The sequence below is a fragment of the Phyllobacterium sp. SYP-B3895 genome (assembly GCF_009647635.1).
Lineage (GTDB): Bacteria > Pseudomonadota > Alphaproteobacteria > Rhizobiales > Rhizobiaceae > Phyllobacterium > Phyllobacterium pellucidum.
Genome location: NZ_WJIG01000005.1, coordinates 162,405 through 184,091, shown reverse-complemented (window position 1 = coordinate 184,091; position 21,687 = coordinate 162,405). Strand labels below are relative to the sequence as shown.

Annotated in this window: 19 protein-coding genes; 14 read left to right on the top strand and 5 right to left on the bottom strand. The window is 60.1% G+C overall.

What is annotated here, in order from left to right; all coding sequences use genetic code 11:
- The first annotated feature begins 3 nt into the window (after window positions 1-3).
- From GF108_RS21890 to GF108_RS21860, 7 genes are all read left to right on the top strand, one after another.
- Entirely contained in the window at window positions 4-780 is a 777-nt protein-coding gene (locus GF108_RS21890) for a hypothetical protein (protein ID WP_153670432.1), read from the top strand.
- A gap of 16 nt (window positions 781-796) precedes the next feature.
- Window positions 797-3,034, top strand: a complete 2,238-nt coding sequence (locus GF108_RS21885) for a glycosyltransferase family 2 protein (RefSeq protein WP_027232968.1) — start codon at window positions 797-799, stop codon at window positions 3,032-3,034.
- Window positions 3,035-4,363 (top strand): glycosyltransferase family 4 protein, encoded by a 1,329-nt coding sequence (locus GF108_RS21880; protein ID WP_091924546.1) that lies wholly within the window; start codon window positions 3,035-3,037, stop codon window positions 4,361-4,363.
- Between the two features lie 45 nt (window positions 4,364-4,408).
- Window positions 4,409-5,596, top strand: a complete 1,188-nt coding sequence (locus GF108_RS21875; protein WP_091924550.1) for a polysaccharide pyruvyl transferase family protein — start codon at window positions 4,409-4,411, stop codon at window positions 5,594-5,596.
- Window positions 5,596-6,813: a hypothetical protein gene (locus GF108_RS21870; RefSeq protein WP_153670431.1), complete on the top strand. Its 1,218-nt coding sequence runs from the start codon at window positions 5,596-5,598 to the stop codon at window positions 6,811-6,813. The genes GF108_RS21875 and GF108_RS21870 overlap by 1 nt, the downstream gene beginning before the upstream one ends.
- A gap of 57 nt (window positions 6,814-6,870) precedes the next feature.
- Window positions 6,871-7,890: a UDP-glucose 4-epimerase GalE gene (galE, locus tag GF108_RS21865; RefSeq protein ID WP_153670430.1), complete on the top strand. Its 1,020-nt coding sequence runs from the start codon at window positions 6,871-6,873 to the stop codon at window positions 7,888-7,890.
- A 149-nt stretch (window positions 7,891-8,039) separates the two neighbouring features.
- Window positions 8,040-9,038: a LacI family DNA-binding transcriptional regulator gene (locus GF108_RS21860; RefSeq protein WP_153670429.1), complete on the top strand. Its 999-nt coding sequence runs from the start codon at window positions 8,040-8,042 to the stop codon at window positions 9,036-9,038.
- Between the two features lie 40 nt (window positions 9,039-9,078).
- Here the strand turns inward: GF108_RS21860 and GF108_RS21855 are convergent, their stop codons facing one another.
- The 5 genes from GF108_RS21855 to GF108_RS21835 are packed head-to-tail and all read right to left on the bottom strand — an operon-like array spanning window position 9,079 to window position 12,905.
- Window positions 9,079-9,876 carry a transporter substrate-binding domain-containing protein gene (locus GF108_RS21855; protein WP_153670428.1) on the bottom strand — a complete coding sequence of 266 codons (798 nt, stop codon included), beginning with the start codon at window positions 9,874-9,876 and terminating at the stop codon, window positions 9,079-9,081.
- The gene (locus GF108_RS21850; RefSeq protein WP_153670427.1) at window positions 9,873-10,823 is read right to left on the bottom strand and encodes an isoaspartyl peptidase/L-asparaginase; all 951 of its coding nucleotides are present in this window, start codon (window positions 10,821-10,823) and stop codon (window positions 9,873-9,875) included. Before GF108_RS21850 ends, GF108_RS21855 begins: the two co-directional genes overlap by 4 nt.
- 3 nt (window positions 10,824-10,826) lie before the next feature.
- Complete coding sequence (locus tag GF108_RS21845; RefSeq protein WP_153670426.1) at window positions 10,827-11,561, bottom strand: amino acid ABC transporter ATP-binding protein; 735 nt, start codon at window positions 11,559-11,561, stop codon at window positions 10,827-10,829.
- 1 nt (window position 11,562) lies between these two features.
- Window positions 11,563-12,234, bottom strand: a complete 672-nt coding sequence (locus GF108_RS21840; protein ID WP_153670425.1) for an amino acid ABC transporter permease — start codon at window positions 12,232-12,234, stop codon at window positions 11,563-11,565.
- Window positions 12,234-12,905 (bottom strand): amino acid ABC transporter permease, encoded by a 672-nt coding sequence (locus GF108_RS21835; protein ID WP_153670424.1) that lies wholly within the window; start codon window positions 12,903-12,905, stop codon window positions 12,234-12,236. The genes GF108_RS21840 and GF108_RS21835 overlap by 1 nt, the downstream gene beginning before the upstream one ends.
- Window positions 12,906-13,229: 324 nt before the next feature.
- Here GF108_RS21835 and efeU point away from each other — a divergent pair, with 324 nt between their 5' ends.
- The 7 genes from efeU (at window position 13,230) to cydC (ending at window position 21,626) form a co-directional block, all read left to right on the top strand.
- The gene (efeU, locus tag GF108_RS21830) at window positions 13,230-14,072 is read left to right on the top strand and encodes an iron uptake transporter permease EfeU (RefSeq protein WP_153670423.1); all 843 of its coding nucleotides are present in this window, start codon (window positions 13,230-13,232) and stop codon (window positions 14,070-14,072) included.
- 14 nt (window positions 14,073-14,086) lie between these two features.
- Window positions 14,087-15,277 (top strand): iron uptake system protein EfeO, encoded by a 1,191-nt coding sequence (gene efeO / locus GF108_RS21825; protein WP_153670422.1) that lies wholly within the window; start codon window positions 14,087-14,089, stop codon window positions 15,275-15,277.
- Between the two features lie 5 nt (window positions 15,278-15,282).
- On the top strand, window positions 15,283-16,590 hold the full coding sequence (gene efeB, locus GF108_RS21820; RefSeq protein WP_153670421.1) for an iron uptake transporter deferrochelatase/peroxidase subunit: 1,308 nt from the start codon (window positions 15,283-15,285) through the stop codon (window positions 16,588-16,590).
- An 11-nt stretch (window positions 16,591-16,601) separates the two neighbouring features.
- On the top strand, window positions 16,602-17,429 hold the full coding sequence (gene efeO / locus GF108_RS21815) for an iron uptake system protein EfeO (protein ID WP_153670420.1): 828 nt from the start codon (window positions 16,602-16,604) through the stop codon (window positions 17,427-17,429).
- Between the two features lie 174 nt (window positions 17,430-17,603).
- Window positions 17,604-18,176, top strand: coding sequence for a GbsR/MarR family transcriptional regulator (locus GF108_RS21810; protein WP_153670419.1), 573 nt, complete (start codon window positions 17,604-17,606; stop codon window positions 18,174-18,176).
- 4 nt (window positions 18,177-18,180) lie between these two features.
- On the top strand, window positions 18,181-19,938 hold the full coding sequence (gene cydD, locus GF108_RS21805) for a thiol reductant ABC exporter subunit CydD (protein WP_153670418.1): 1,758 nt from the start codon (window positions 18,181-18,183) through the stop codon (window positions 19,936-19,938).
- Complete coding sequence (gene cydC / locus GF108_RS21800; protein WP_370462277.1) at window positions 19,935-21,626, top strand: thiol reductant ABC exporter subunit CydC; 1,692 nt, start codon at window positions 19,935-19,937, stop codon at window positions 21,624-21,626. Before cydD ends, cydC begins: the two co-directional genes overlap by 4 nt.
- Window positions 21,627-21,687 lie beyond the last annotated feature (61 nt).

Below are 21,687 nucleotides of genomic sequence, written 5' to 3'. Positions count from 1 at the left end.
GCCATGTCCATCGTGACAAAAGTGGCGCCGCAGGCTCCAGCGCAAGCTCAAGCCGCGCCAAGCGCCACGCCTGAACAGGATAATAGCCAGCAGGGCATCAAGGGCCGTGTCGACGCAATCGACAACAGCCGGCTCTTCGGCTGGGCCTTCGATCCGGCAACGCCCGCCAATCGCCTGACCATCCGCGTGCTTTTGGACGGTAAGCCGATCGCCGAGGCCGTGGCCGACCGCGACCGGCCGGACTTGAAGCGCAACGGCATCGGCGATGGCCTTCACGCCTTCGACGTGATGTTGCCGGAATTTGCGGTACGACGCGCCGGCGAACTCAGCGTTGTCGCCATTACGACTGGCGGCAAGCAGCATCCGCTGCGCGTGCCACGACCCGACGAACAGGCTGCTGAGGCGTTGATTGCGGCGCCGATGGCGCGGATCCTCGACAAGCTCGACGTCCTGATGGCGTCGCAGCGCCAGCTTCAGGTCAATCAGCGCTCGATCCAGCGCCACGCGACGACGGTCATCGACGGTGCCGGCAACAGCCCGACGGTCGATCTCGTTGATATCAGCGGTTCAATTGAGACGCTGCGCGGCGATATCAACCAGCGCCTGACCGAACTCGACGTTCACCTCATGCGTATGGACGGTGTGGTTGCTGGTCTCGAGACTCGCATCGAGTCGCTGCAGAAGCGTTCGGGCGGCGAGGCCAAACCGTTGCTTCTGCTGCTGTTCACTTTGGTTGGCATCGCAGCCGGCGCCGCCGTCGCGATGTTTGCCTTTTCTTGAGATCATGGAGTAGCAAGTGCTTCCCGACGAAAAAGAACATACGCCGGCGTCCCGATCCGGCAAAGCGCCCGAACGTCACCCGATGGTGATGGAAGGCGAGATGGTGGTCGGATGCCCTATTGATGACACGCTCATTCTCGTTCTCGGCATTGGTGGCCTGACCTCCGAACAGGTCACGGTATTCCTGAACGGTGATCCTGCGATGAGCCTGAAAGTGCCGCTTGTCAGCTGGCACCTGAAGGAGCCCTCGCCTGCTGGTACCCATGGCTTCGTTGCCATCGTGCCGACGAATATCTTGCGCCGCCGTTCGCTGAAGACCGTGCTCTTCCAGCACAAGGCGCAGGCGACCCGCTATGCCTTCGCAGGCCGCGCCGCCGCCATCGGCGACCTCGTCGCCATGGTGACCGACCTTGCGGGCGCTGATCTGCCCGTCGTTATCGACGGACTTGTGGAAGGGCTCATATCCGGTCCGATCGGCCGCAAGAAACTTTCAGCGATCACCGCGCTGCTGCAGGCAGGCGCGCGCTCGGATGGCTGTGTCGAACTTATCGGCGGCAGCGATGAAGGCGAAATCTTCGTCCAGGGATGGGCGCAGGACCTGACGCCTTCGGTGACCCGTCTCCTGATCAGCGGCAAAACCCCGTCGATCGCCGAGTGCTCGATCAGTGTCTTCGCCCGCCCGGATCTTCAGGACCAGGCATCGGGATTTGCGGGTCTTCTCCTTGCCAGCGAAGCGGTCGAGCCCAATGATATCGAGCGGTTGCTGTTCCGCGGACGTCGCGGATGGCGCTTCACCGAAGTCTATGACCGCCGTGTCATCGCCGGCAACCGCGAGACGCCCGGCCACGTCCGGGCGATCCTGCCGCGTGTTCGCAGTTCGACGGAAATCCTCTTGCGTATGCGCTCCGCCGCCAACCGCTTTGACGGCGCCGAGACGGTTTCGAGCCTGCCATTTCCCGTGCGCATGGGCATCGACAACGCCTACCGCGTCGAGGGCAGCGGCCTTTTGATCGCGGGCTGGCTGCTCGATCCTGACAGTCACGTCGAAGCCGTCAAGTTGCGGCGGCATCGCGGCGAAGCGCAGCTCGACGGCAACTGGACGCGCATCGACCGGCCTGACGTTACCCGCGGCTTCGACAACCAGCCGCCGTTCAATGCAGGCCTCAACCCGAACCGGCATGCTCATGGCTTTGTTGCTTTTGCACCAGAGCTCGAGGGCGACAGCACGGCGCCGTTCTATCTGGAACTCACCTTGAGCGATACGCGCCGTGCCTTCATGCCGCTGACGCCGACCCGCATCACCTCGCGCGATGCCGTTGTCCGGCAGATCCGTGCTATCGATCCAAATGCCTGGGCGCTGCGCCATATCGTCGATCAGCAGCTCGTACCTCTGCTGCGAGTCGTCAGCCGTCCGGCACCCGAAATCTTCGGTGTTGTCGATGTCGGCGCCTTCGAGGAAGCCGAAGGACCGGCCATTGTCATCGGCGTCGACGAACGTGTTGAGGAAATCGCTCCGCTCCTGACGCTTCTTGCGCTCGACCCTGAAACACGCCGCGCGCCGATCGTTATTGCCGCTGCAGCGGAATTGATCGACCGTATCGGCGTCCATGTGCGCCGGCTGGCCAATTTCTATGGCTTGCGCCTGCGGCTCGTGTCGGCGAGCGGTTCGGAAGACCTTTACGATGCGCTCGAAGTCGGCGCACGCGCCGTTTCCACCGAGACCGTGGTGTTCCTCGCCGCGTCGCTGTTGCCGCGCAACAATGGCTGGTTCCACAAGCTGCTTGCGGCCTATCATGACCGCGAGGCCTGCGTGCTGTCGCCGACCCTTGCCTATGAGGATGACTCCATCCGCTGGGCAGGCACCTGGGTTGCCGGCTCACAGTCCGACCGGGCGCTCATCAGCCGCTACGCCGGCTACCCGATCGATGCCGTCACCGGCATGGGTACGACGGAAGTCGCCACGGCCACCTTCGAATGTTGCGTTCTGCCGAGGGACGCTCTCTTTTCCGTGGGTGGCTTCACCCGCGGCTATCTCGGCACGCATGAGAAGGGCCTCGATCTCGGCCTCAAACTCAAGCAGTCCGGCCTCAAGTCCTATTGGCTGCCTTCGGCGCAGATGCTCGGAACGGACGACATATCCGTCTCCGACAAGGCTTCGACGATTGCCTTGATCGAGCGCATCGACCGCCAGGTATTCGATTCCCGCTGGGCTAAGATTCTAACGAAAGATGGCATGCCATCGGAGGTCAAATAGATGACTGAACAACTTCGGGTACTCGTGGTCTCGCACGCACACCCGAGCATTTCCCTGGGTGGCGCAGAAATCGCCTCCTATAATCTTCACAAGGGCCTGAATACGCTCCCGGGCGTCCAGTCCGTCTATCTCGCGCGCGCCGGCCATCCGATCCCGCGCCATGGAACGACGGCCTTGATGAGCCTTAGGCGCAGCAGCGACGAGATCCTGTTTCACGCCGACGAGTACGATCACTTCTATCTGTCCAACAACAATACAGACGAGATCCGCCGCGATCTCCTGCGCTTCGTTGGCGACCTTAATCCACACGTGGTGCACTTCCACCATGTCCTCGGTCTTGGACTTGAGGCGCTTTACGCAATTCGCGAGGCACTGCCCGATACGGCGATCCTCGTCACGTTCCATGAGTTCCTGTCGATCTGCCACAATCACGGGCAGATGGTGAAGGCGGGATCGGCCAAGCTCTGCAACGAGGCCTCGCCCATTGATTGCCACGGCTGTTTCCCCGACATTCCGCCGGCGCGCTTCCTCAAGCGCGAGCGCTTCGTCCGCGGCATGCTCGAACTCGCCGACGGGTTCGTTTCCCCAAGCATGTTCCTTGCGCGCAAATATGCCGAATGGGGCCTTGATCCCGAAAAACTTAGCGTGATCGAAAACGGCATCTTCATTGATGGTGTTACGCCGCCACGCGAACTGACCGGACCAAAGCCCCGGCGCGGCCGCTTCGCCTATTTCGGCCAGATGACGCCGTTCAAGGGCGTCGATGTGCTGATCGACGCGGTCTCGCGTGTTCCTGAAGATGTCTGGGGCGAGGATTCGCGCCTGATGATCTTCGGCGGCAATCTCGAAAAGCAGCCGCGCGATTTCCAGGATCGCATGGAAAAGCTCATCGAGGACGCAGGATCACGCGTGCGTTTCTACGGTGCCTACCAGAATTCAGAAATGCCGCGCCTGATGCAGTCGGTAGACTGGGTGGTCATGCCTTCCGTGTGGTGGGAAAATTCCCCCATCGTCATTCAGGAGGCGCTGCACCATCGCCGGCCGATCATCTGCTCCAATATCGGCGGCATGGCCGAAAAGGTCCGCGACGGCGAGGATGGTCTGCATTTCCGCGTCCGCAGCGCCGAAGACCTTGCCGACCGCTTCACCGAGGTTCTCAGCGACCAGACGATCTGGGAGCGCCTGCACCAAACTATCCGCCAACCGACCAACCACATCGAGTGTGCCGAGGCGCACCTGGAACTCTACGAACGACTACTGAAATCGACACGCAACCAACCGATAAATGTCACGACAAATGCGGACATCGTTCTCTCGCAAGCGAGTTGACGCTGAAACACCGTTAAGTCCGAAAGCCAAACGGAGGTAATTTCTATGGCACGCGTACTCGTAATGATCCCCTCAGGCGAAGTGTACGATCACGACAGTGTTCGCTGGTATAACTACAAGGATGTCCAGCGCAGCATCAACCACTATCACAATATTGGCGATGCTTTCGTATTCGACTCGTCGCTTAAGCTGATGAATTACGACAAGCTCGGCGTACTGCCGATTGCTGAACCCAAGATGGAAGACATCGACCGCCTTCGGGAGGAATATGACTACGTCTTCCTGCGCGGCTCCAATTATGTTCATCAGTCGATGGGCTGGAGCCAGACCATCCCGGTTCTGAAGCGTCTCGGCCTGCCGGTCATCGCCTTCGGCATCGGCGCGCAGGCCCCGGTCAAGGGCAAGCTCGAGCTGTCCGAGGAAACCAAGACCGTCCTCCACATGATGGCCGATTCCACCGCGTCTATCGGCGTGCGCGGCGCCTATTCGGCGCAGGTGCTGTGGGATATCGGTATCCGCAATGTGCGCATCGTCGGCTGCCCGACGGCGTTCCGCCGCAACGATCCCGAAATGCGCATCAAGTTGCCGGCGCTCGATGATGTCCAGAACATCGGCATCACCATGCGACGCGAAGTCTCGCCGACCTATGCGCAGGATATCAAGCGCTACCTGACGTTCCATCGTGACCTCGTCAAGGAACTTGCCGGACGCTTCGACGCTGTGCTGATGTCGCAGGGCGAAGTCGAGGAAAAGAAGCTCGTCTTCGGCACGGAAGAGCAGAAAGAGGAAGCCATCGCAGCGTTGAAGGCCAACAAGTGGGTCTCTGACTGGTTCCTCGACGAGACTGTCGAGAAGCTCTATCGCGAGCGCATGTTCTATTCGGACGTGGTTGCCGACTACGAGGATCTCGTTCAGTCCAAAGATCTCGTCCTTGGCTACCGCCTGCACGGCAACCTGATGGCCTTGTCGAACGGCACCCCGTCGATCTACTTCACCTATGACAGCCGTACGGTTGAGTTTGCCGAGACCTACCAGATTCCAAGCTTCGACGTCTTCAGCAACAAGGAATTCAAGCTCGAGGACTATTGGGATCAGTCGCTCTTCGACAAGTACAATCGCGCCTGGTACCAGACTTATGGTGAGATGCATCGCTTCCTCACCGAAAACGGTGTCGACCACAAGATGACCGACACGAGCAAGCGTATTAAAGAACCTGTCCGCAAGGTTGCCTGATGCGCAATTGCTTCGCCATAGCCGCCGCCGCACTCGTGCTGGCGGTGGCTGGGCCTGCTCTTGGCCAGGAGACGCCGAGCGTCACGCTCGGCGTTTCCGGCCCGGAGGAAACGGTATTCGATTGGGCAAAGCAGGCCTGCGTCAAGTCGCACGTGCCCGATGCGCCGGCACGTGCCTTTCGCGACTCTGACGGCAACGTTCACCTGATCGCCAGCCACAATGACAATCGCCGCTTCAGCGGCCCCGATCTCAATCACCTGCAGCCCGAATGTACGGTCATCTACCAGGCGAGGAAATCCAATGTCCTCGGCCAGTATGACGATATGGGCTGGATCAGCGGCCTGTGGACCGGCGACGGCAAGACCGTCTATGCGCTGGCGCATATGGAGCTGCGCGGCAATCGCGCGCCTGGTCTTTGCAGCAGCAAATCCTATAGTTCCTGTCTGTTGAATACGGTCACGGCCCTGGTGTCGCGCGATGGCGGCAAGAACTTTGCACCGGAAACTGGCCCGGGTGCCGGCCCGATGGTGGCGAACCTCCCCTACCCTTTCCCGAACGATCGCAATGCACGCGTCGGCTATGCCAATCCGACAAACATAATTCAGCGTGACGGCTGGTATTACGCCATGGTCTTCGCGGATGGCTATCGCGACCAGAAGCGCGGCAACTGCGTGTTGCGCACGCGCGACCTTGGCGATCCGTCTTCGTGGCGCGCCTGGGACGGCAAGGAATTCTCGGTTCAATTCATCGATCCGTTCCGCCAGCAGACGGCAAACGCTAAGGATCATGTCTGTGCGCCCGTATCTACAAATAAAATCGGCCGCATGATCGGTTCGATATCCGAATATCGCGGCAGCGGTGAAGTCATTGCTGTCTTCGGCGACCGGCGCACCGAGGCCGGCAAGACCGCCTCCGGAATCTATGCATCGACCTCGAAGGATCTGGTGGACTGGTCGGAGCCAAGGCTCATTTTTGAAGCGCCGCTGCTGTGGGAGAAGAGTTGCGGGGCCGATGGCAGGGTGTTCTACCCTGCCTTGCTCGACCCCAACGCAAAGGCACCGTCTTTCCAGGATACCGGGGACAATGCCTTCATCTATTTCACACGCTATCGGTTGACCGGATGCAAGGTCACCTGGGACAGGGATCTCGTGCGCGTGCCGGTCACGATTTCAATGGGAGGAACAGCGAAGGGACAGGGAGGAGGAACGGCGCAGTAATCGATTGGCAGACGTGTCTATCCCCAAACCTTTCTCAATCCTTCAGGAGTACTTCCCATGACTGTTCTTGTTACCGGTGGCGCAGGCTACATCGGCAGCCACATGACGCTGGCGCTCAAGGATGCCGGCCGTTCCGTTGTGGTTCTCGACGATCTCAGCTGCGGTTTTCCATGGCTGGTGCCAAGCGACGTGCCGCTGGTGCGCGGCGATATCGGCGATCAGGCATTGGTTCGCGATGTCATTCGCAGCTATGGAATCACAGCGATCCTCCATTTTGCCGGGTCGATCGTCGTGCCCGATTCGGTGCGTGATCCGCTCTTCTACTATCGCAACAATACGGTCCAGTCCCGAAACCTGATCGAGACCGCCATAGGTGAAGGGATCAAGAACTTCATCTTCTCGTCCACAGCTGCAGTATACGGCGAGCCCGAGACGACGCCGATTACAGAAGACATGCCGCATCAGCCGATCTCGCCTTATGGCACGTCCAAGCTGATGACCGAATGGATGTTGCGCGACGCAGCCGCCGCTTATCCCGATTTCAACTATGTTGCCTTGCGTTATTTCAATGTTGCCGGGGCTGATCCGCAATTGCGGTCCGGTCAATCGTTTCCGCGGGCCACGCACCTCATCAAGATCGCGAGCCAGGCCGCTACGGGTGAACGCTCGCATATGGAAGTCTACGGAACGGATTATCCGACACCGGATGGGACTTGTGTGCGCGACTATATCCATGTCAGCGATCTCGCGCAGGCTCATCTATGCGCCCTCAACTATCTCGAGGATGGCGGGCGCAGCACCGCAGCCAATTGCGGTTACGGCTATGGCTACTCAGTGCTCGAGATCATCGATGCGGTGAAGCGCGTTTCCGGCGTGGATTTTGCGGTCAAACTCGCGGCGCGCCGAGCGGGCGATCCGGCAATCCTGGTGGCGGGCAACGAGCGTGTGTGCAGCCTGCTCGGCTTCGCCCCAAAACGCGACGATCTCGATCTGATCGTCGGAGACGCGCTTGCATGGGAACGGCAACTGCAGGCGCGGGAAGCCAAACAGCGTGAAAAGACGCTCGCCAACGTCTAGACGAGTGTCCAATCGAGGCCTGGGCGGCTGACGATCACGCTTTTATCATTGAACCCCATGCGGCGAACCGGTTAAGCAGGAGGGTGGTCTGACGCCACCCCACACCGATCGACATGGGGGGCAGCCTGGACCGTAAGGGGGGCTGTTGCATGATCGAGCCGCGCAAGGGTACTGGACAGCCGACGATTGCCGACGTCGCCGAGCTTGCGGGCGTTTCGCGTGCAATCGCATCGCGCGCGCTTTCGAGCGAGCCGAGGCCGGTCTCGGCCGACAAGCGCGAACGCGTGCTCAAGGCGGCGCAGACGCTCGGCTACAAGCCGAACCTCCTCGCACGAAGCCTGACGACGAAGACCGTCAATCTCGTTGCGGTGGTGGTCAATCATATCCACGACCTTTCGGATCTCGACCTGTTCGATCTCCTGATCAGCGAGATCCAGTCCATCGGCAAGCAGGTGATTTTCGTTCGGGTCGGGTCCTCGCAAGGGATCGAGGAGTTCCTGCGCAACGGCATTGCCTATCACGTCGACGCTGCGCTGGTTTTCTCAGATTTTGCCGATGCCGCCACGGTGCGCAAGATGTTTCGCAATGACAGCGTGCTGATGCTGAACGGCATGCGCGACGACGCCGCGCCCGCCATTATTCCCGACGAATTGGCCGGAATCACGGCCGCAGTTGCGGATGCTGCCGGCAAAGGCGTTCGCACCGCTCTTCTCGTGACAGGGCGTGCGGCATCGGCCGTCGAGCAGGCACGGGTCGCACACTACAGGTCGGAACTTCAACGCAACGAAATCGCGCTCGCCGGCGAGTTGCGCGGCGACTATTCCTACCAGAGCGGGCGACGCCTTGCGGCGTCACCGGACTGGAAGGAGGTGGACGCCGTATTCTGCACTTCGGATGCGATGGCCATGGGCGTGCTCGATGTTCACAGAGACAGGGTCCTGCAGACCCGTCCCAAAGCCTTTCGGCTCTATGGCTTCGACGACGTGACATTGGCCGAGTATGAGGCCTATCCGATTTCGTCCATAGGCTATGACAAGTCGATCTATATCAAGGAGATCCTGCGGTTCCTGACGCACCCGAAAGACTTTCGGTTAGGCGGAACTCTGGTGCGGGTTCCGACCTATTTCGTTGCGCGCGACAGTTCCTGAACGAAATGAATTGGGCCGGCAAGCCGGCCCATCCCTGTCTTTACCAGAGCGGATTCAGCGTCGGCGGGTTGGCCTTTTCGCCCCACCATTTCTTGTAGTTGGCCTCATAGGCGCCGGACTGGATGTAGTCCGAAACGAACATGTCGAGCCAGCGCACAAATTCCGGGTCGCCCTTCGCGACGGCGATGCCGATCGGGTCGTTGGAAAAGAGGCCAGGAAGGGTAACGAGGTTGTCGTTTTTGGTCGCGAGGTAATCGAGGAGCGAAGAATCCTCGATCGCTGCATCGGCACGCTTCTGCTGCAGCAGAAGGACGCCATCCGGCGAGAAATTATCGGTATAGACCAGCTCCGCATCCGGAACGGCTTTTTTCAGAAAGCTTTCGCCGGTCGTTCCGCGGCCAACGACAACCTTCTTTCCGGCAAGGTCCTTAAGCGAAGCAATGCCAGCGTCCTTCTGGACGATCACGCGCAGGCCGGCGCGGTTATAGGGAATGGAGAAGTTGACCGTCTTCGCCCGCTCAAGCGTCGCGGACGTATTGGCGACAACGATGTCGAGCTGGCCGGAAACAAGCATGGAAATGCGCGCATCGCCGGAGACGTCGGTGAATTCGACCGGCACGCCAAGCTTGGCGGCAAGTTGCGTCGCAACATCGACGTCATATCCGACTGGATTGTTCTTTTCGTCGCGGAAGCCGATCGGCTCGCCGCCGAGCGAAACGCCGATGCGCACCGTGCCGCGGTCGCGTATCTCTTCGAGCTTGCCGGCCTGCGCGGCCCCGGTAAATGCCACTGCCGCGGTCAGGGCAACGGCGGCAATCCTTGCAATCATGGTTTTCATGCATTTCCCCTTTGTGTTGTGGGCCGTGGATCGTATTGCCTCGCAATCCGCAGCTCAGGTTTGGATAATTGTGGCTCCCAGAACCAATATTTGATCTCTCCCGGGCAGCGGAAACTTGCGACTTCATGATTGCCCGCCGCATCGATTGCATGAACGACGACCCCGGCCAGGAAACCGGTGTCAAGTTCGGCAAGATCGTCGATCGCCATATCGACCGCTTCTCGCAATGAGTAGCCGAAGCGAAGGGAAAGCACGATGCTGCGCGCCGTGCCGCAGCGTATCGTCATTTCGCCCGTGTGGGTGCAGGCGGCTGCGCCATAGCGGCTATCCGCATAGAACCCTGCGCCGGCAATTGGCGAATCGCCGAGGCGGCCCGGATATTTCCAGGCCCAACCCGAAGTCGAGGTGGCGGCATGGATGCCACTTGCCATATCCTTCGACAGGAACACTGTGGTGTCGCGCACCCGTTCCGGGTCGGTGATGGCGCGGCTGAGGGCGGCGAGCGCTATGTCGGGGAACGCCGATAGCTGTTCTCGGGAGAGCTCCTTTTCGAGCCTTTCCCACCAGACACGCTTGCTGTCGTCGAAAAGAACGTTGTCGAACGGAAATCCGATCTCGGTTGCAAAGCGTCGCGCACCGTCGCCTGTCAGCATCACATGTGGCAGCCGCCGCATGACTTCGCGGGCGAGCGCGGCCACGGGCAATGTGTCCGGCACGGCACCTACCGCGCCGACATCGCGCGTTGTGCCGTCCATGACGCCGGCGTCAAGTTCCATCTTGCCGAGCATGTTCGGCCAGCCGCCATAGCCGACGCTGCGCACCTTGACCTCGCGCTCCACTTCGGTGATGCCGGCGACCATTGCATCGATGCCGTGCGCATTCTGCTGCAAGAGTTCGACGGATTTTTCGAAACCGGGCCAGGCCTCGGAATTTGCGATGAGGATCATGTTCTATTCTTTGCGCATTTTGGAGAGGAACTGGGCGATACGGGGATTGGCCATTCCGCCATCGCCCGCAAAAAAGCGGTCCGTCGGCAGGTCGACCACGAGGCGTCCCTTGTCGAGAAAGACGATGCGCGAGGAAATCGTCCGCGCGAATTCGATCTCATGGGTGACGAACACCATCGTCGTGCCCGTACGCGCAAGCCGCGCGAGAATATTGAGCACCTCGGCGGTCATCTCGGGGTCGAGCGCACTGGTGATTTCGTCCAGCAGCAGGTAGCGCGGCTTCATCGCCAGAGCGCGACAAATTCCGACACGCTGACGCTGCCCCCCTGAAAGCTGGGCCGGATAGGCGTCGGCGCGTGCCGCGAGCCCAACAGAATCAAGCAAGGCGCGCGCCTCGGACTCGGCCTGCGCGCGAGGAATCCTGAGGACCTGGATCGGGGCAAGCGTGACGTTTTCGACCGCGGTCATATGCGGGTAAAGGTTGAAGAGCTGGAAGACGGTTGCCGAGCGCTTGCGCGCCTCGGCAAGGTCTTTCGGGTTCGAAACATCGAAATCGTCGATGGTGATGAGCCCGCCGTCGAGCCGTTCGAGCCCGTTCATGCAGCGGATCAGCGTGGACTTTCCCGACCCGCTGGAGCCGAGAATAGAGACAACCTCGCCGACGTTGACATCTAGATCGATTCCGTTGAGGACCACGGCGGAGCCGAAGGATTTTTGTACGCCGCGGGCGCGGATCATCTCACAGACCTTTCCATGCAGTGTGAGCGCGCAGGCGCCGTTCCAACCGTGCGCCACCAAGAGCGATGAGCTTGGCGGCGATGTAGTAGAGACCGCCGACGACGGTCCAGACGATGAATGGCTTCAATGTACGCAGATTGAGAATGTTGCCGATCTTGGTGAGATCGATGACGCCAATGACGGAGATCAAGGATGTCACCTGGAGCTGGTTGACGAGAAGTCCCGTCAGGGGGCCGATGGCAAAGGCCATCGCCTGCGGCGCAACGACGTGGCGCAATATTTGCCAGCGCGACAGGCCGAAAACGCGTGCGGATTCGATCTGGTCGCGGCCGATAGATTCGATCGCCGCAACGGCTATCACGTAAATGAAGGCGGCCGTGTTGCCCGATAGCGTAATGACAGCGGCCTCGACCGGCGTAACATTGATCTTCAACAGTGCCGGCAGGCCGAAAAATACAAGAAACAGCTGGACCAGGACCGGCGAGTTTTTAAGAAGCTCCGCGAGAAAGGTAATAAGCGGCGTAAGCAGAGGAACGCGATAAAAGCGTATGACCGCCCATATCGTGCCGATAAGGAATCCGATGAGTGTCGTTACAAGAAAGAGCGCCACCGATACGCCGAGACCCTGCGCCAGCAATATGAGGTCATAGGAAGTGAAGCTCGTATACCGCATCAGGCAACGTCCGGCATGCGGTCGCGATTGAGGCGCCGATGCAGCGCCCCTATCGCGAGCGAGATAAGATAGGTCAAGCTTGCATAGACGATCAGGAGCACAGCATAGACCTCGAACGGGCGAAACGTATCGGAGGCCACGATTTTCGCCGAACCGGTCAATTCATTGAGGGTGATGGTCGAAAGGATCGACGAGGTCAGCACCAGATTGATGAAGACTGAACCGAGCGGCCTTATCGATGTGCGCAGGGCAATCGGCATAACGATCTTGCGAAATATCGTCGGTTTCGACAGCCCGCTTACCTCTGCAGCCTCAAGGATGCCTGTATCGATGGCGAGAATTCCCGAGCGAATGACATCGGAACTGAACGCACCTCCCGCAATCGAAAGCGCGAGAACTCCGGTCGTGAAGGCATCGATGTAGATGCCGATTTCCGGAAGCCCGTAGAAAAAGAAGAACAGCTGGACGATGAACGGGATATTGCGGAACAGATCCACATATATGAAAGCGGCACGCGACAGGAGCGACGAAGATGACGTGCGCAGGGCCGCGACGAGAAGTCCGATGACAAGGCTGCCGAGCAAAGCCAGGGCGCAGGCCTCGGCCGTCAGAAGCGCCCCCTTCAGCAAGAATGGCACGTGCGGCGCCAGTATCATCAGGTCAAATTTCAAACGGCTATCCCGAAGCTAGTGAAACCGGTTTCACATTTGCCGAACACAGACAGAGTGTCAAGGCGGATCGACGAGGTTCCATCAAGGGCCGTGCAGAATTGTGGCAATAATGCGGCAGCTCTCCATCTCGGCGCTTAGAGCGGATAAGCGCTATAGTGGAGAAGCGTACTCAAGATACGGAAATAATTGAGGAATTCAGTCCAGATATAGATTAGAACACTTCTAATATATTGTTATTGCTTCGTTTTTAGCGAAAGTTTATGACTTGGCCCGCGTATAAGCCGTGTCATTCGCACGGCAAAGCCTGCGCTGGGGTTCGAATTCATGCTTGTTCCGTTTCTGATAATGCTGCGCGAGGGTATCGAGGCAGCACTTATCGTGGGTATCGTCGCGAGCTATCTCAAGCAGACCGGACGCGGTGAATGGATGCCTGCCGTATGGGTGGGCGTTCTCCTTGCAGTCGCCTTGTCGCTCTTTGTTGGCGCTGCCCTGCAACTGGTCAGCGCCCAGTTTCCGCAAAAGGCACAGGAGTTCTTCGAGGCGATCGTCGGCCTGATAGCGGTCATCGTGCTTTCGTCCATGGTTTTCTGGATGCGCAAGGCCGCGCGCTCGATCAAATCAGAGTTGCATACCCATATCGACGAGGCCCTCGCCCATACGTCCGGGCAAGCAACGGCACTGATCGCCATGGTGTTCTTCGCAGTGGCGCGCGAAGGGCTTGAATCGGTGTTCTTTCTGCTCGCTATCTTCCAGCAGAGCCCATCGAGCGAAGCACCACTTGGGGCTGTTCTTGGCATTCTGGTATCGATTGCGCTCGGTTACGGCATCTATTTCGGTGGCGTGAGGATGAATCTCCGCCGGTTCTTCTTTTGGACGGGCCTGTTCATTCTCGTTGTTGCCGCCGGCATTCTGGCGGGCACGCTGCGCCATTTCCACGAGGCAGGTGTCTGGAACAGCCTGCAGACCGTGGTCGTCGATTTGAGCGGAATCCTGCCTGTAAGCAGCCCGCTCGGGACCATCTTGTCGGGCATGTTCGGCTATCAGGATATGCCGACGCTGGGCGAAGTGATCGCCTACTTCTCGTTCCTTGCGTTCAGCCTCTACTTTTTCTTGCGACCTTACGTTTCGGCTGCCGCAAACGCGCCAGCGACCAAGCCCTCGAACTGATCGGACGATTTTTCATGTCGCAATCCACCGGCTCCGCCTCCCCTCGCCCCGCATCACAGAAATTGATGCAATTTGCGGTCGTCGGGGCAGCGGCCCTCGTCGTTGCCGGCGGCGCCGCATTCTATTACGCGTCGAAAAATGTAAAGCCGGGGGTGGCGGGCGATGCCATCACGGTTACAATCAAGAATGGCGCCTGCGATCCCAATGCGATTACCGTGGCTGCCGGTCCCTCTACGTTTACGATCGTCAACCAATCGGATCGCGCGCTCGAGTGGGAAATTCTCGACGGCGTCATGGTGATCGAGGAGCGGGAGAATATCGCGCCGGGAATCAGCCAGACGCTGCAGGCGAAATTAAAGCCCGGCGACTATGAGATCACCTGTGGGCTCCTCAACAATCCGCGCGGAACTTTGCATGTGACACCGTCCGCCGTATCCGACGCCGAGGCGGCGCGGCCGGCACTACGCGCCTATCTGGGGCCGCTCGCCGAATTCCAAGTGTTTCTCGTTACTCAGGGAAACAGCCTCGTCAAGGCGAGCCAGGCCCTCGATGCCGCCATCAAGGCGGGCGATCTCGAAAAGGCCAAGGCAGCCTACCAAAGCGCGCGCGTTCCCTACAAGCAGATCGAGCCGATGGCAGATCAATTCGCGGATCTTCACAATGCCATCGATCCTGTCGCCGATTATCTCGAGAAGCGCGAGCAGGATCCGGCGTTCACCGGCTTCCATCGCATCGAATACGGCCTCTACACACAGAAAAGCACTGCGGGTCTCGAAAATTATTCGACCAAACTGCTGGCCGACGTGACGGCACTGAAAGACCGTATTCGCGGTTTGCGGATTTCCCCCGAACAGATCGCCAAGGGTGCGCAGCGCCTCATGGCGTCTACGGCAGAGACGAAGGTGGCTGCGGGTGTCGACCACTACGCGCAGACCGATCTTTCCGACTTCGAGGCAAATGTCGCGGGCGTATCGCGGATGATGGCGCTGCTGAAGCCCGTCGCGGTGACCGCAGCCCCGCAGGTTGTCGGGGATATTGAGTTGCGTTTGACCGATGTGAGCACCGAGCTGAAAGCCCTTCGCGGGCCGGATGGGTATCCTTCCTATGACGGCGTCAATGCCGATACCCGGAAGGTCCTTTCGCAGAAGATGCAGGCGCTGGCGGATGCGATCGGCAAGCTCAACGCCGCTGTGGGATTGGAGTAACGACGATGACGGCGAACGACAAGGGCCTCGTCACCACGCGCCGAAATGTACTGTTTGGCGTGGGTGCGGCTGGCGGTGTCCTCGCCACCGGGCTTGGCAGCGCAAGCGCGGCCGCGAAGCAGGAGGAACAGGTCACCGACGCTCCGGTCAGTGACAAGACGCAGGAGCGCCAGCCCTTCTACGGCGTGCATCAGGCCGGTATCATCACGCCGCGCCCGGCTGCCGGCATGATCGCGGCCTTTGACGTTCTCGCCTCGAGCCCTGAAGACGTCGAGCGGCTGTTCCGCACCTTGTCGGAACGCATCGCTTTTCTGATGCAGGGGGGCAAGCCCCCTGTTTTCGACGACAGATTGCCGCCGTCGGATTCGGGCATTCTCGGGCCCGTCGTCCCACCAGATAATTTGACCATGACCGTCTCGCTCGGCTCGTCGTTCTTCGCCAAGCGCGATTGGCTCGGGGCGCACAAGCCGAAGCGGTTATCGCGAATGAAGGCGTTTCGCAATGACGCGCTTGATGGCGACCTTTGCCACGGCGATCTGACGTTGCAGATATCGTCCAACACGCCCGATACCAACATTCACGCGCTGCGCGATATCATAAAGACCATGCCGGACCTTCTGGTTTTGCGCTGGAAACAGGAGGGCTCTGTCCCTGTGTTGCCGCCAAAGCCCGACGGCAGTCATGAAAGCGCGCGCAACTTCCTCGGCTTCCGCGATGGCTCGGCCAACCCGGACGCCAATAATACCGAGCTGATGGACCGCATCGTCTGGGTGACGGAGAACAGCGATGAGCCCGAATGGGCGCGTCGGGGCTCCTACCAGGTGGTGCGCATCATCCGCAACTTTGTCGAACGCTGGGACCGGACACCGCTTGGCGAACAGGAGCGCATCATCGGGCGCAAGAAAGCAACCGGCGCTCCGTTTTCGGGTGAAACCGAACATGACGTGCCGGATTATGCGAAGGATCCCGAGGGCAAGGTGACGCCGCTCGATGCCCATATCAGGCTCGCCAATCTGCGCACGCCGGAATCCGGAGCCAATCTTATCCTGCGCCGTCCGTTCAACTATTCGAATGGTGTCAGCAAGTCCGGTCAGCTCGAACAGGGACTGCTGTTCATCTGTTACCAGGCCAATCTTGAAAAAGGTTTCATCACTGTGCAGCGCCAGCTGGATGGTGAACCGCTGGAAGAATACATCAAGCCGATCGGCGGCGGCTTCTTCTTCACACTACCCGGCCCTCTTGATGAAACCGACTTCCTGGGCCGGACACTACTCGAAGCAGCGGGTCACGCCGTGACCCGCGTCAGATCTTAAGGGGATAATCGATGAAGCTTAAACTTACACTCTCTGCCAGCCTGTTCGCCCTTTCCGCGGCCATCCTTCCCGGTGTCGCCGTGGCCGAGGTATCGCCGCTCGATCTCGTGCAGCCGATCGCCGACTACAAGATTTATGTGTCGGAAAATTCCGAGAAGCTTGTCGCTGATACCAAGGCATTCACTGACGCAGTCAAGGCCGGTGATGTCGAAAAGGCGAAGTCACTCTTTGGCGCGACCCGCATGAGCTATGAGGCGATCGAACCGATCGCAGAGCTTTTCAGCGACCTTGATGGCTCGATCGACTCGCGTGCCGACGATCATGAGCTTGCTGAAAAGGATCCGGGGTTCACCGGCTTCCATCGGATTGAGTATGGCCTTTTCGCTCAGAACAGCACAGAAGGTCTTGGACCGGTTGCCGACCAGCTCATGGCTGACGTAACCGAGCTCAACAAGCGCATTACCGACCTCACCCTGCCGCCGGAGAAGGTCGTCGGTGGCGCTGCCGTTCTGATGGAAGAAGTTGCTGCCACAAAGATCTCCGGCGAGGAAGATCGCTACAGCCATACCGACCTTTGGGACTTCAAGGCCAACTTCGATGGTTCGCGCAAGATCTTCGATCTTGTTCGTCCCCTGATTGAGAAGGATGAGGCTGCCTTTGTGACCAAGGTTTCCTCCAATTTCGACGCGGTCGATACGACCCTGGCGAAGTACAAGACCGCCGATGGCTACGAGCTGTACGACAAGCTGAGCGAAGACGACCGCAAGGTTCTTGCCGCTGCCGTCAACACGCTCGCCGAAGACCTTTCGACCTTGCGCGGAAAGCTCGGCCTGAACTGACAAGCCTGAAAATCGAGAGTGCAAGAGGCCCGGTCATCGCGACCGGGCCTTTTTGTTTGCCCGCTCGGCATGCGGCATTTTCGCACCGGCCCGTGCCCATTCTTGACCCGATCGCTTTCTTTGCTACTGTCATTTCAGTAATTTCTGAAATAACAGATAAAGCGAAAGAGCACCATGAATCTCCCGCCGCTCGTACAGTCCTTCGTTTTGCATTTTGGCGAAATGGGAAGCCGCTGGGGCATCAACCGAACGGTTGGCCAGATCTATGCGCTGCTCTATGTCTCGCCGGAGCCGCTTAACGCGGATCAGATTGTTGATGCTCTCGGCATCTCGCGCTCGAACGTTTCCATGAGCTTACGCGAATTGCAGGCCTGGAATCTGGTTCTTTTGAAACACCTGCCCGACGATCGCCGCGATTTCTTCACGACGCCCGACGACGTCTGGCAGATCCTGCGGACGCTCGCGGAAGAGCGCAAGAAGCGCGAAGTCGATCCGACACTGTCGGTCCTGCGAGAAATTCTGATGCAGCAGCCGGCGAGCGAGGCGGAACGGCATGCGCAGGAGCGGATGAGTGAAATGCACGGGCTGATCGAGCGGCTGACGACCTGGTATGAGGATGTCAAGCAACTTGAGACCGACCGGCTGGCAACCCTGTTGACGCTGGGCGCCAAAGTCACGAAACTGCTGGAGGCGAAGGATAAGATCGTCTCGCTCGGCAGATCGAAGCGCACTACTGAAAAGGGTTGATGGCATGGGACCCGCAGCAGATGCATCATTGGCGCTTCGCTCAGAGGTGAGCCCGGCAGATGCATGCACTGTGCGGGAATCGACTCATAAGCCGTCTTCCAGTCTGCCGATCGACAAGCAAAAGCCTGCTCGCGCCAAGGCGCCAGCGTTGTTGCAACTAGCGGCGACCCTCCTCTGGCTTCCGCAGGCATGGTTGCTGGCAATGGCGGTTGGCCAGATTATCGCGGGCACCGATTGGCGCAATATTGTCTGGCTTGCCGTTGGGGTTGTCGCCCTCGGCGTCCTGCGGTCTGCACTTGACGCAGCGGGCACGCGGGTCGCGTTCCTTTCCGCCCGCAAGACTCTTTCCGAACTGCGCCAAACCGCTATCGCCTGCCTGGCGCGGCGCTCGCCCCTCGACATTACGCGTCCCGCCTCCGGGCTTGCAGCCAGCGGGATAACCGAACAGGCCGAGGCTATCCTGCCCTATTTGGCCCGCTTCCAGCCGGCGCGGCTCAAGGCGACATACGTTCCCCTTGCCATCCTTGCCTCCATTGTCCCGTTCTCCTGGGTGCCGGCTCTGGTGCTGCTGATGGCGGCGCCGCTGATACCGCTATTCATGGCGCTGATTGGCTGGCGCGCCAAGGCTGCCAGTGAGAAGCAACTGGTCGAGATGGGCAGCATGAATGGCTTTCTTCTTGATCGCCTGCGTGGAATGACGACCATACGCGTTTTCGATGCAGTTGACCTGACGGCCGACCGGTTGCGCGCCAACGCCGAATCCCTGCGCTCGCGTACGATGGCCGTACTGCGGGTTGCTTTTCTCTCTTCAGCTGTTCTTGAACTCTTTGCCGCCCTCGGCGTCGCCATGGTCGCCGTCTATATCGGTTTCCACTATCTTGGACAGTTGCCGTTCGGTGCCTGGGGCGGGCGACTCGATCTGATCGAGGGCTTGTTCATTCTCCTCCTCGCGCCGGCCTTCTTCGAGCCGCTGCGGGAGCTTTCATCCGTATGGCACGACCGTGCTGCTGGTGAAGCGGCGCTGGCCGCACTTGCCGAACTCAGCGATCAGGGCATCGCCATTGTGGGCGGGTCTGGTAGCAATGATCAGAACGATGATAAGCCCGCGTCAGTCTCGATCGAAGGGCTTGGCTATTCTCATGCCGCGCGGGATCGCGATGTGCTGGAAGACTTCGACCTTGAGGTGAAGCCCGGCGAGCGTGTCGCAATACTGGGCCCGAGCGGGTCGGGCAAGTCTACCCTGCTTGCGCTGATCGCAGGGCTGGCTCCCCTCGAAAATGGCAGGATCATCATCGGCGGCGAGCATCTTACGAGCGCGACTGCAGATCAGTTGCGCAATCGAATGATTTGGATCGGCCAAAGGCCGCATATATTTGCCGGCTCACTATGTGAGAATATCGCGCTTGGGCGTCCCGATGTCGACAGAGCGCGGACGAACGGCGCACTGGCTCTTGCCGCCCTCGAACATGTCGCCAAGGCCCACGGCAATCTTCAATTGGGCGAGGGCGGTTCCGGCCTTTCGGGCGGCGAGATATTGAGGTTGGCGCTCGCGCGTGCTGCTGCCGGCTCAGGAAAGAATCTTATCCTCGCCGATGAGCCGACGGCACATCTGGACACGATAACCGCTTGCGAAATCACCGAAGGCCTCCTCGAAATCGCCAGGGGCAAGACACTGATCGTTGCAACACACGATCCGATACTCGCCGCCCGCATGGATCGCATCGTCAGGCTATCGCCTCAGATCGCGCAGGAGGCTGCATGATGGGCATCCTCCACACTTTCCGGCCGATCATTGCACTGTTCTATCGGGAACGCCGCAGCATGCTCCTTGCTGGTGCATTGCTCGCAGCGATCACGGTTCTTACCGGCATCATGCTGCTTGGCCTCTCAGGGTGGTTCATCACTGCGACAGCCATTGCGGGACTGTCGTCTGCAACTGCGTTTGCATTCGATGTATTCGCGCCGGCAGCCGCCATCCGATTTCTGGCTCTGGCGCGAACGGCAGCACGTTATGGTGAGCGCCTGACAACCCATGATGCAACGCTCGGCGTGCTCGCTGGGTTGCGCGAACAATTGTTTCGCAGTTGGTCACGCCCGCAATCCGCAAGGTTGCTCGTTCAGCGGCCGTCGCGCCTGCTGTTCCGACTTACCGCCGATATCGACGCGCTCGATTCGCTATATCTGCGCGTGCTCGTACCGGCAGCCGTTGCGATCGTGACAGCGCTCGCCGTCGCCGTGACTTTTGGGATGATGCATCCGCTTGTCGGTCTTGGCGCAGGGACATTCCTGCTTCTGACAGGACTTGGCGTGCCTCTCATCGCCGCAAGGTTCGCAGGTGCCTCGTCGATACGCCGCGCTCACGCCCTTGAGTCGCTCCGTTCCCGCTGCATCGATCTCGTTGCCGGACAGACGGATCTTTTGATGACCGGGCGGCTTGCGGCGCAAGTGCAAGCGGTGGCGGTCTCCGATCGCCGGGCTGCTGCCGCCGATAGCCGACTGAACTGGATCGAGGTTTTCGCTGGCGCTGGGTTTGGGGTCGCCTCGGCGATCCTGCTCGGCGGGACGCTCATTGCCATGGCGGCTCTTGCCAGCGCGGGCACGATCAATGGTCCCGTTGCGGCGCTTGGCGTTCTGGTGGCGCTCGCAGCGCTTGAACCCTTTGCAGCATTGCGGCGGGGCGCCGTGGAGCTTGGCCGCACCTTGCTCGCCGCGCGCCGAATCGGACCAAGCATCGCACCCCCCTCCCCTCCCCTGCCGCGAACAGCGGCGCGGAACGGAGAAGCGGTTCATATTGCGAATGCCAGCGTCACCCATGACGGCGCCCCCCTACCCGCCCTTCACGCATTGAACTTCACTGTCGCGGACGGCGAGCGAATTGCACTTATCGGACCGAGCGGTGCCGGCAAGTCGACCCTGCTGGCGCTCATTGCCGGCGAACTTGGCCTCGATCGCGGCGAAGTCGCGACCGCAAAATCTGCTCTTCTGACGCAAAGGACGGAACTCTTCCAGGACACGCTGCGTGACAATCTGCGGCTGGCAGCTCCGGAAGCGGATGATGCGCAGCTGCATCGCGCGATCGATCAGGCGGGTCTCAATGAGCTTGTTGCATCGCTTCCGAAAGGTCTCGGCACCAGTCTCGGCGAAGGCGGGCTTGGCCTCTCCGGCGGACAATCGCGGCGCCTTGCTCTTGCGCGACTGCTTTTGCGCGAGGCGCCGCTCTGGCTTCTCGATGAGCCGACTGAAGGCCTCGACGGCGCCACCGCCCGCGACGTGCTGCAACGGCTGCGCAGTGCCATGCCGAGTCATGCAGTGGTGATCGCGACGCATATTCGCCGCGAGGCAGAACTCGCCGACAGGATCATCATTCTCGAACACGGTCGGATCGTCGCTGCGCCGCACCGTGGGGAGAAGGATTTCGATACCGCCCTCGCCGCGCTCCGGCCGGACTGAGGGCCAGCAACTTCACTCGGCGGCGCGCAAATGTGCTGCCGGTCAACAGGGGGGTCGGGGT

Bases quoted from the DNA above. Each gene is read 5' to 3' on its own strand.
- GF108_RS21840 (WP_153670425.1), bottom strand. From the start codon at position 12,234: ATGCGGTATACGAGCTTCACTTCCTATGACCTCATATTGCTGGCGCAG.
- GF108_RS21870 (WP_153670431.1), top strand. From the start codon at position 5,596: ATGCGCAATTGCTTCGCCATAGCCGCCGCCGCACTCGTGCTGGCGGTG.
- efeO (WP_153670420.1), top strand. From the start codon at position 16,602: ATGAAGCTTAAACTTACACTCTCTGCCAGCCTGTTCGCCCTTTCCGCG.
- cydD (WP_153670418.1), top strand. From the start codon at position 18,181: ATGGGACCCGCAGCAGATGCATCATTGGCGCTTCGCTCAGAGGTGAGC.
- efeO (WP_153670422.1), top strand. From the start codon at position 14,087: ATGTCGCAATCCACCGGCTCCGCCTCCCCTCGCCCCGCATCACAGAAA.
- cydC (WP_370462277.1), top strand. From the start codon at position 19,935: ATGATGGGCATCCTCCACACTTTCCGGCCGATCATTGCACTGTTCTAT.
- GF108_RS21880 (WP_091924546.1), top strand. From the start codon at position 3,035: ATGACTGAACAACTTCGGGTACTCGTGGTCTCGCACGCACACCCGAGC.
- GF108_RS21855 (WP_153670428.1), bottom strand. From the start codon at position 9,876: ATGAAAACCATGATTGCAAGGATTGCCGCCGTTGCCCTGACCGCGGCA.
- efeU (WP_153670423.1), top strand. From the start codon at position 13,230: ATGCTTGTTCCGTTTCTGATAATGCTGCGCGAGGGTATCGAGGCAGCA.
- GF108_RS21850 (WP_153670427.1), bottom strand. From the start codon at position 10,823: ATGATCCTCATCGCAAATTCCGAGGCCTGGCCCGGTTTCGAAAAATCC.
- galE (WP_153670430.1), top strand. From the start codon at position 6,871: ATGACTGTTCTTGTTACCGGTGGCGCAGGCTACATCGGCAGCCACATG.
- GF108_RS21810 (WP_153670419.1), top strand. From the start codon at position 17,604: ATGAATCTCCCGCCGCTCGTACAGTCCTTCGTTTTGCATTTTGGCGAA.
- GF108_RS21890 (WP_153670432.1), top strand. From the start codon at position 4: ATGTCCATCGTGACAAAAGTGGCGCCGCAGGCTCCAGCGCAAGCTCAA.
- GF108_RS21875 (WP_091924550.1), top strand. From the start codon at position 4,409: ATGGCACGCGTACTCGTAATGATCCCCTCAGGCGAAGTGTACGATCAC.
- efeB (WP_153670421.1), top strand. From the start codon at position 15,283: ATGACGGCGAACGACAAGGGCCTCGTCACCACGCGCCGAAATGTACTG.
- GF108_RS21860 (WP_153670429.1), top strand. From the start codon at position 8,040: ATGATCGAGCCGCGCAAGGGTACTGGACAGCCGACGATTGCCGACGTC.
- GF108_RS21845 (WP_153670426.1), bottom strand. From the start codon at position 11,561: ATGATCCGCGCCCGCGGCGTACAAAAATCCTTCGGCTCCGCCGTGGTC.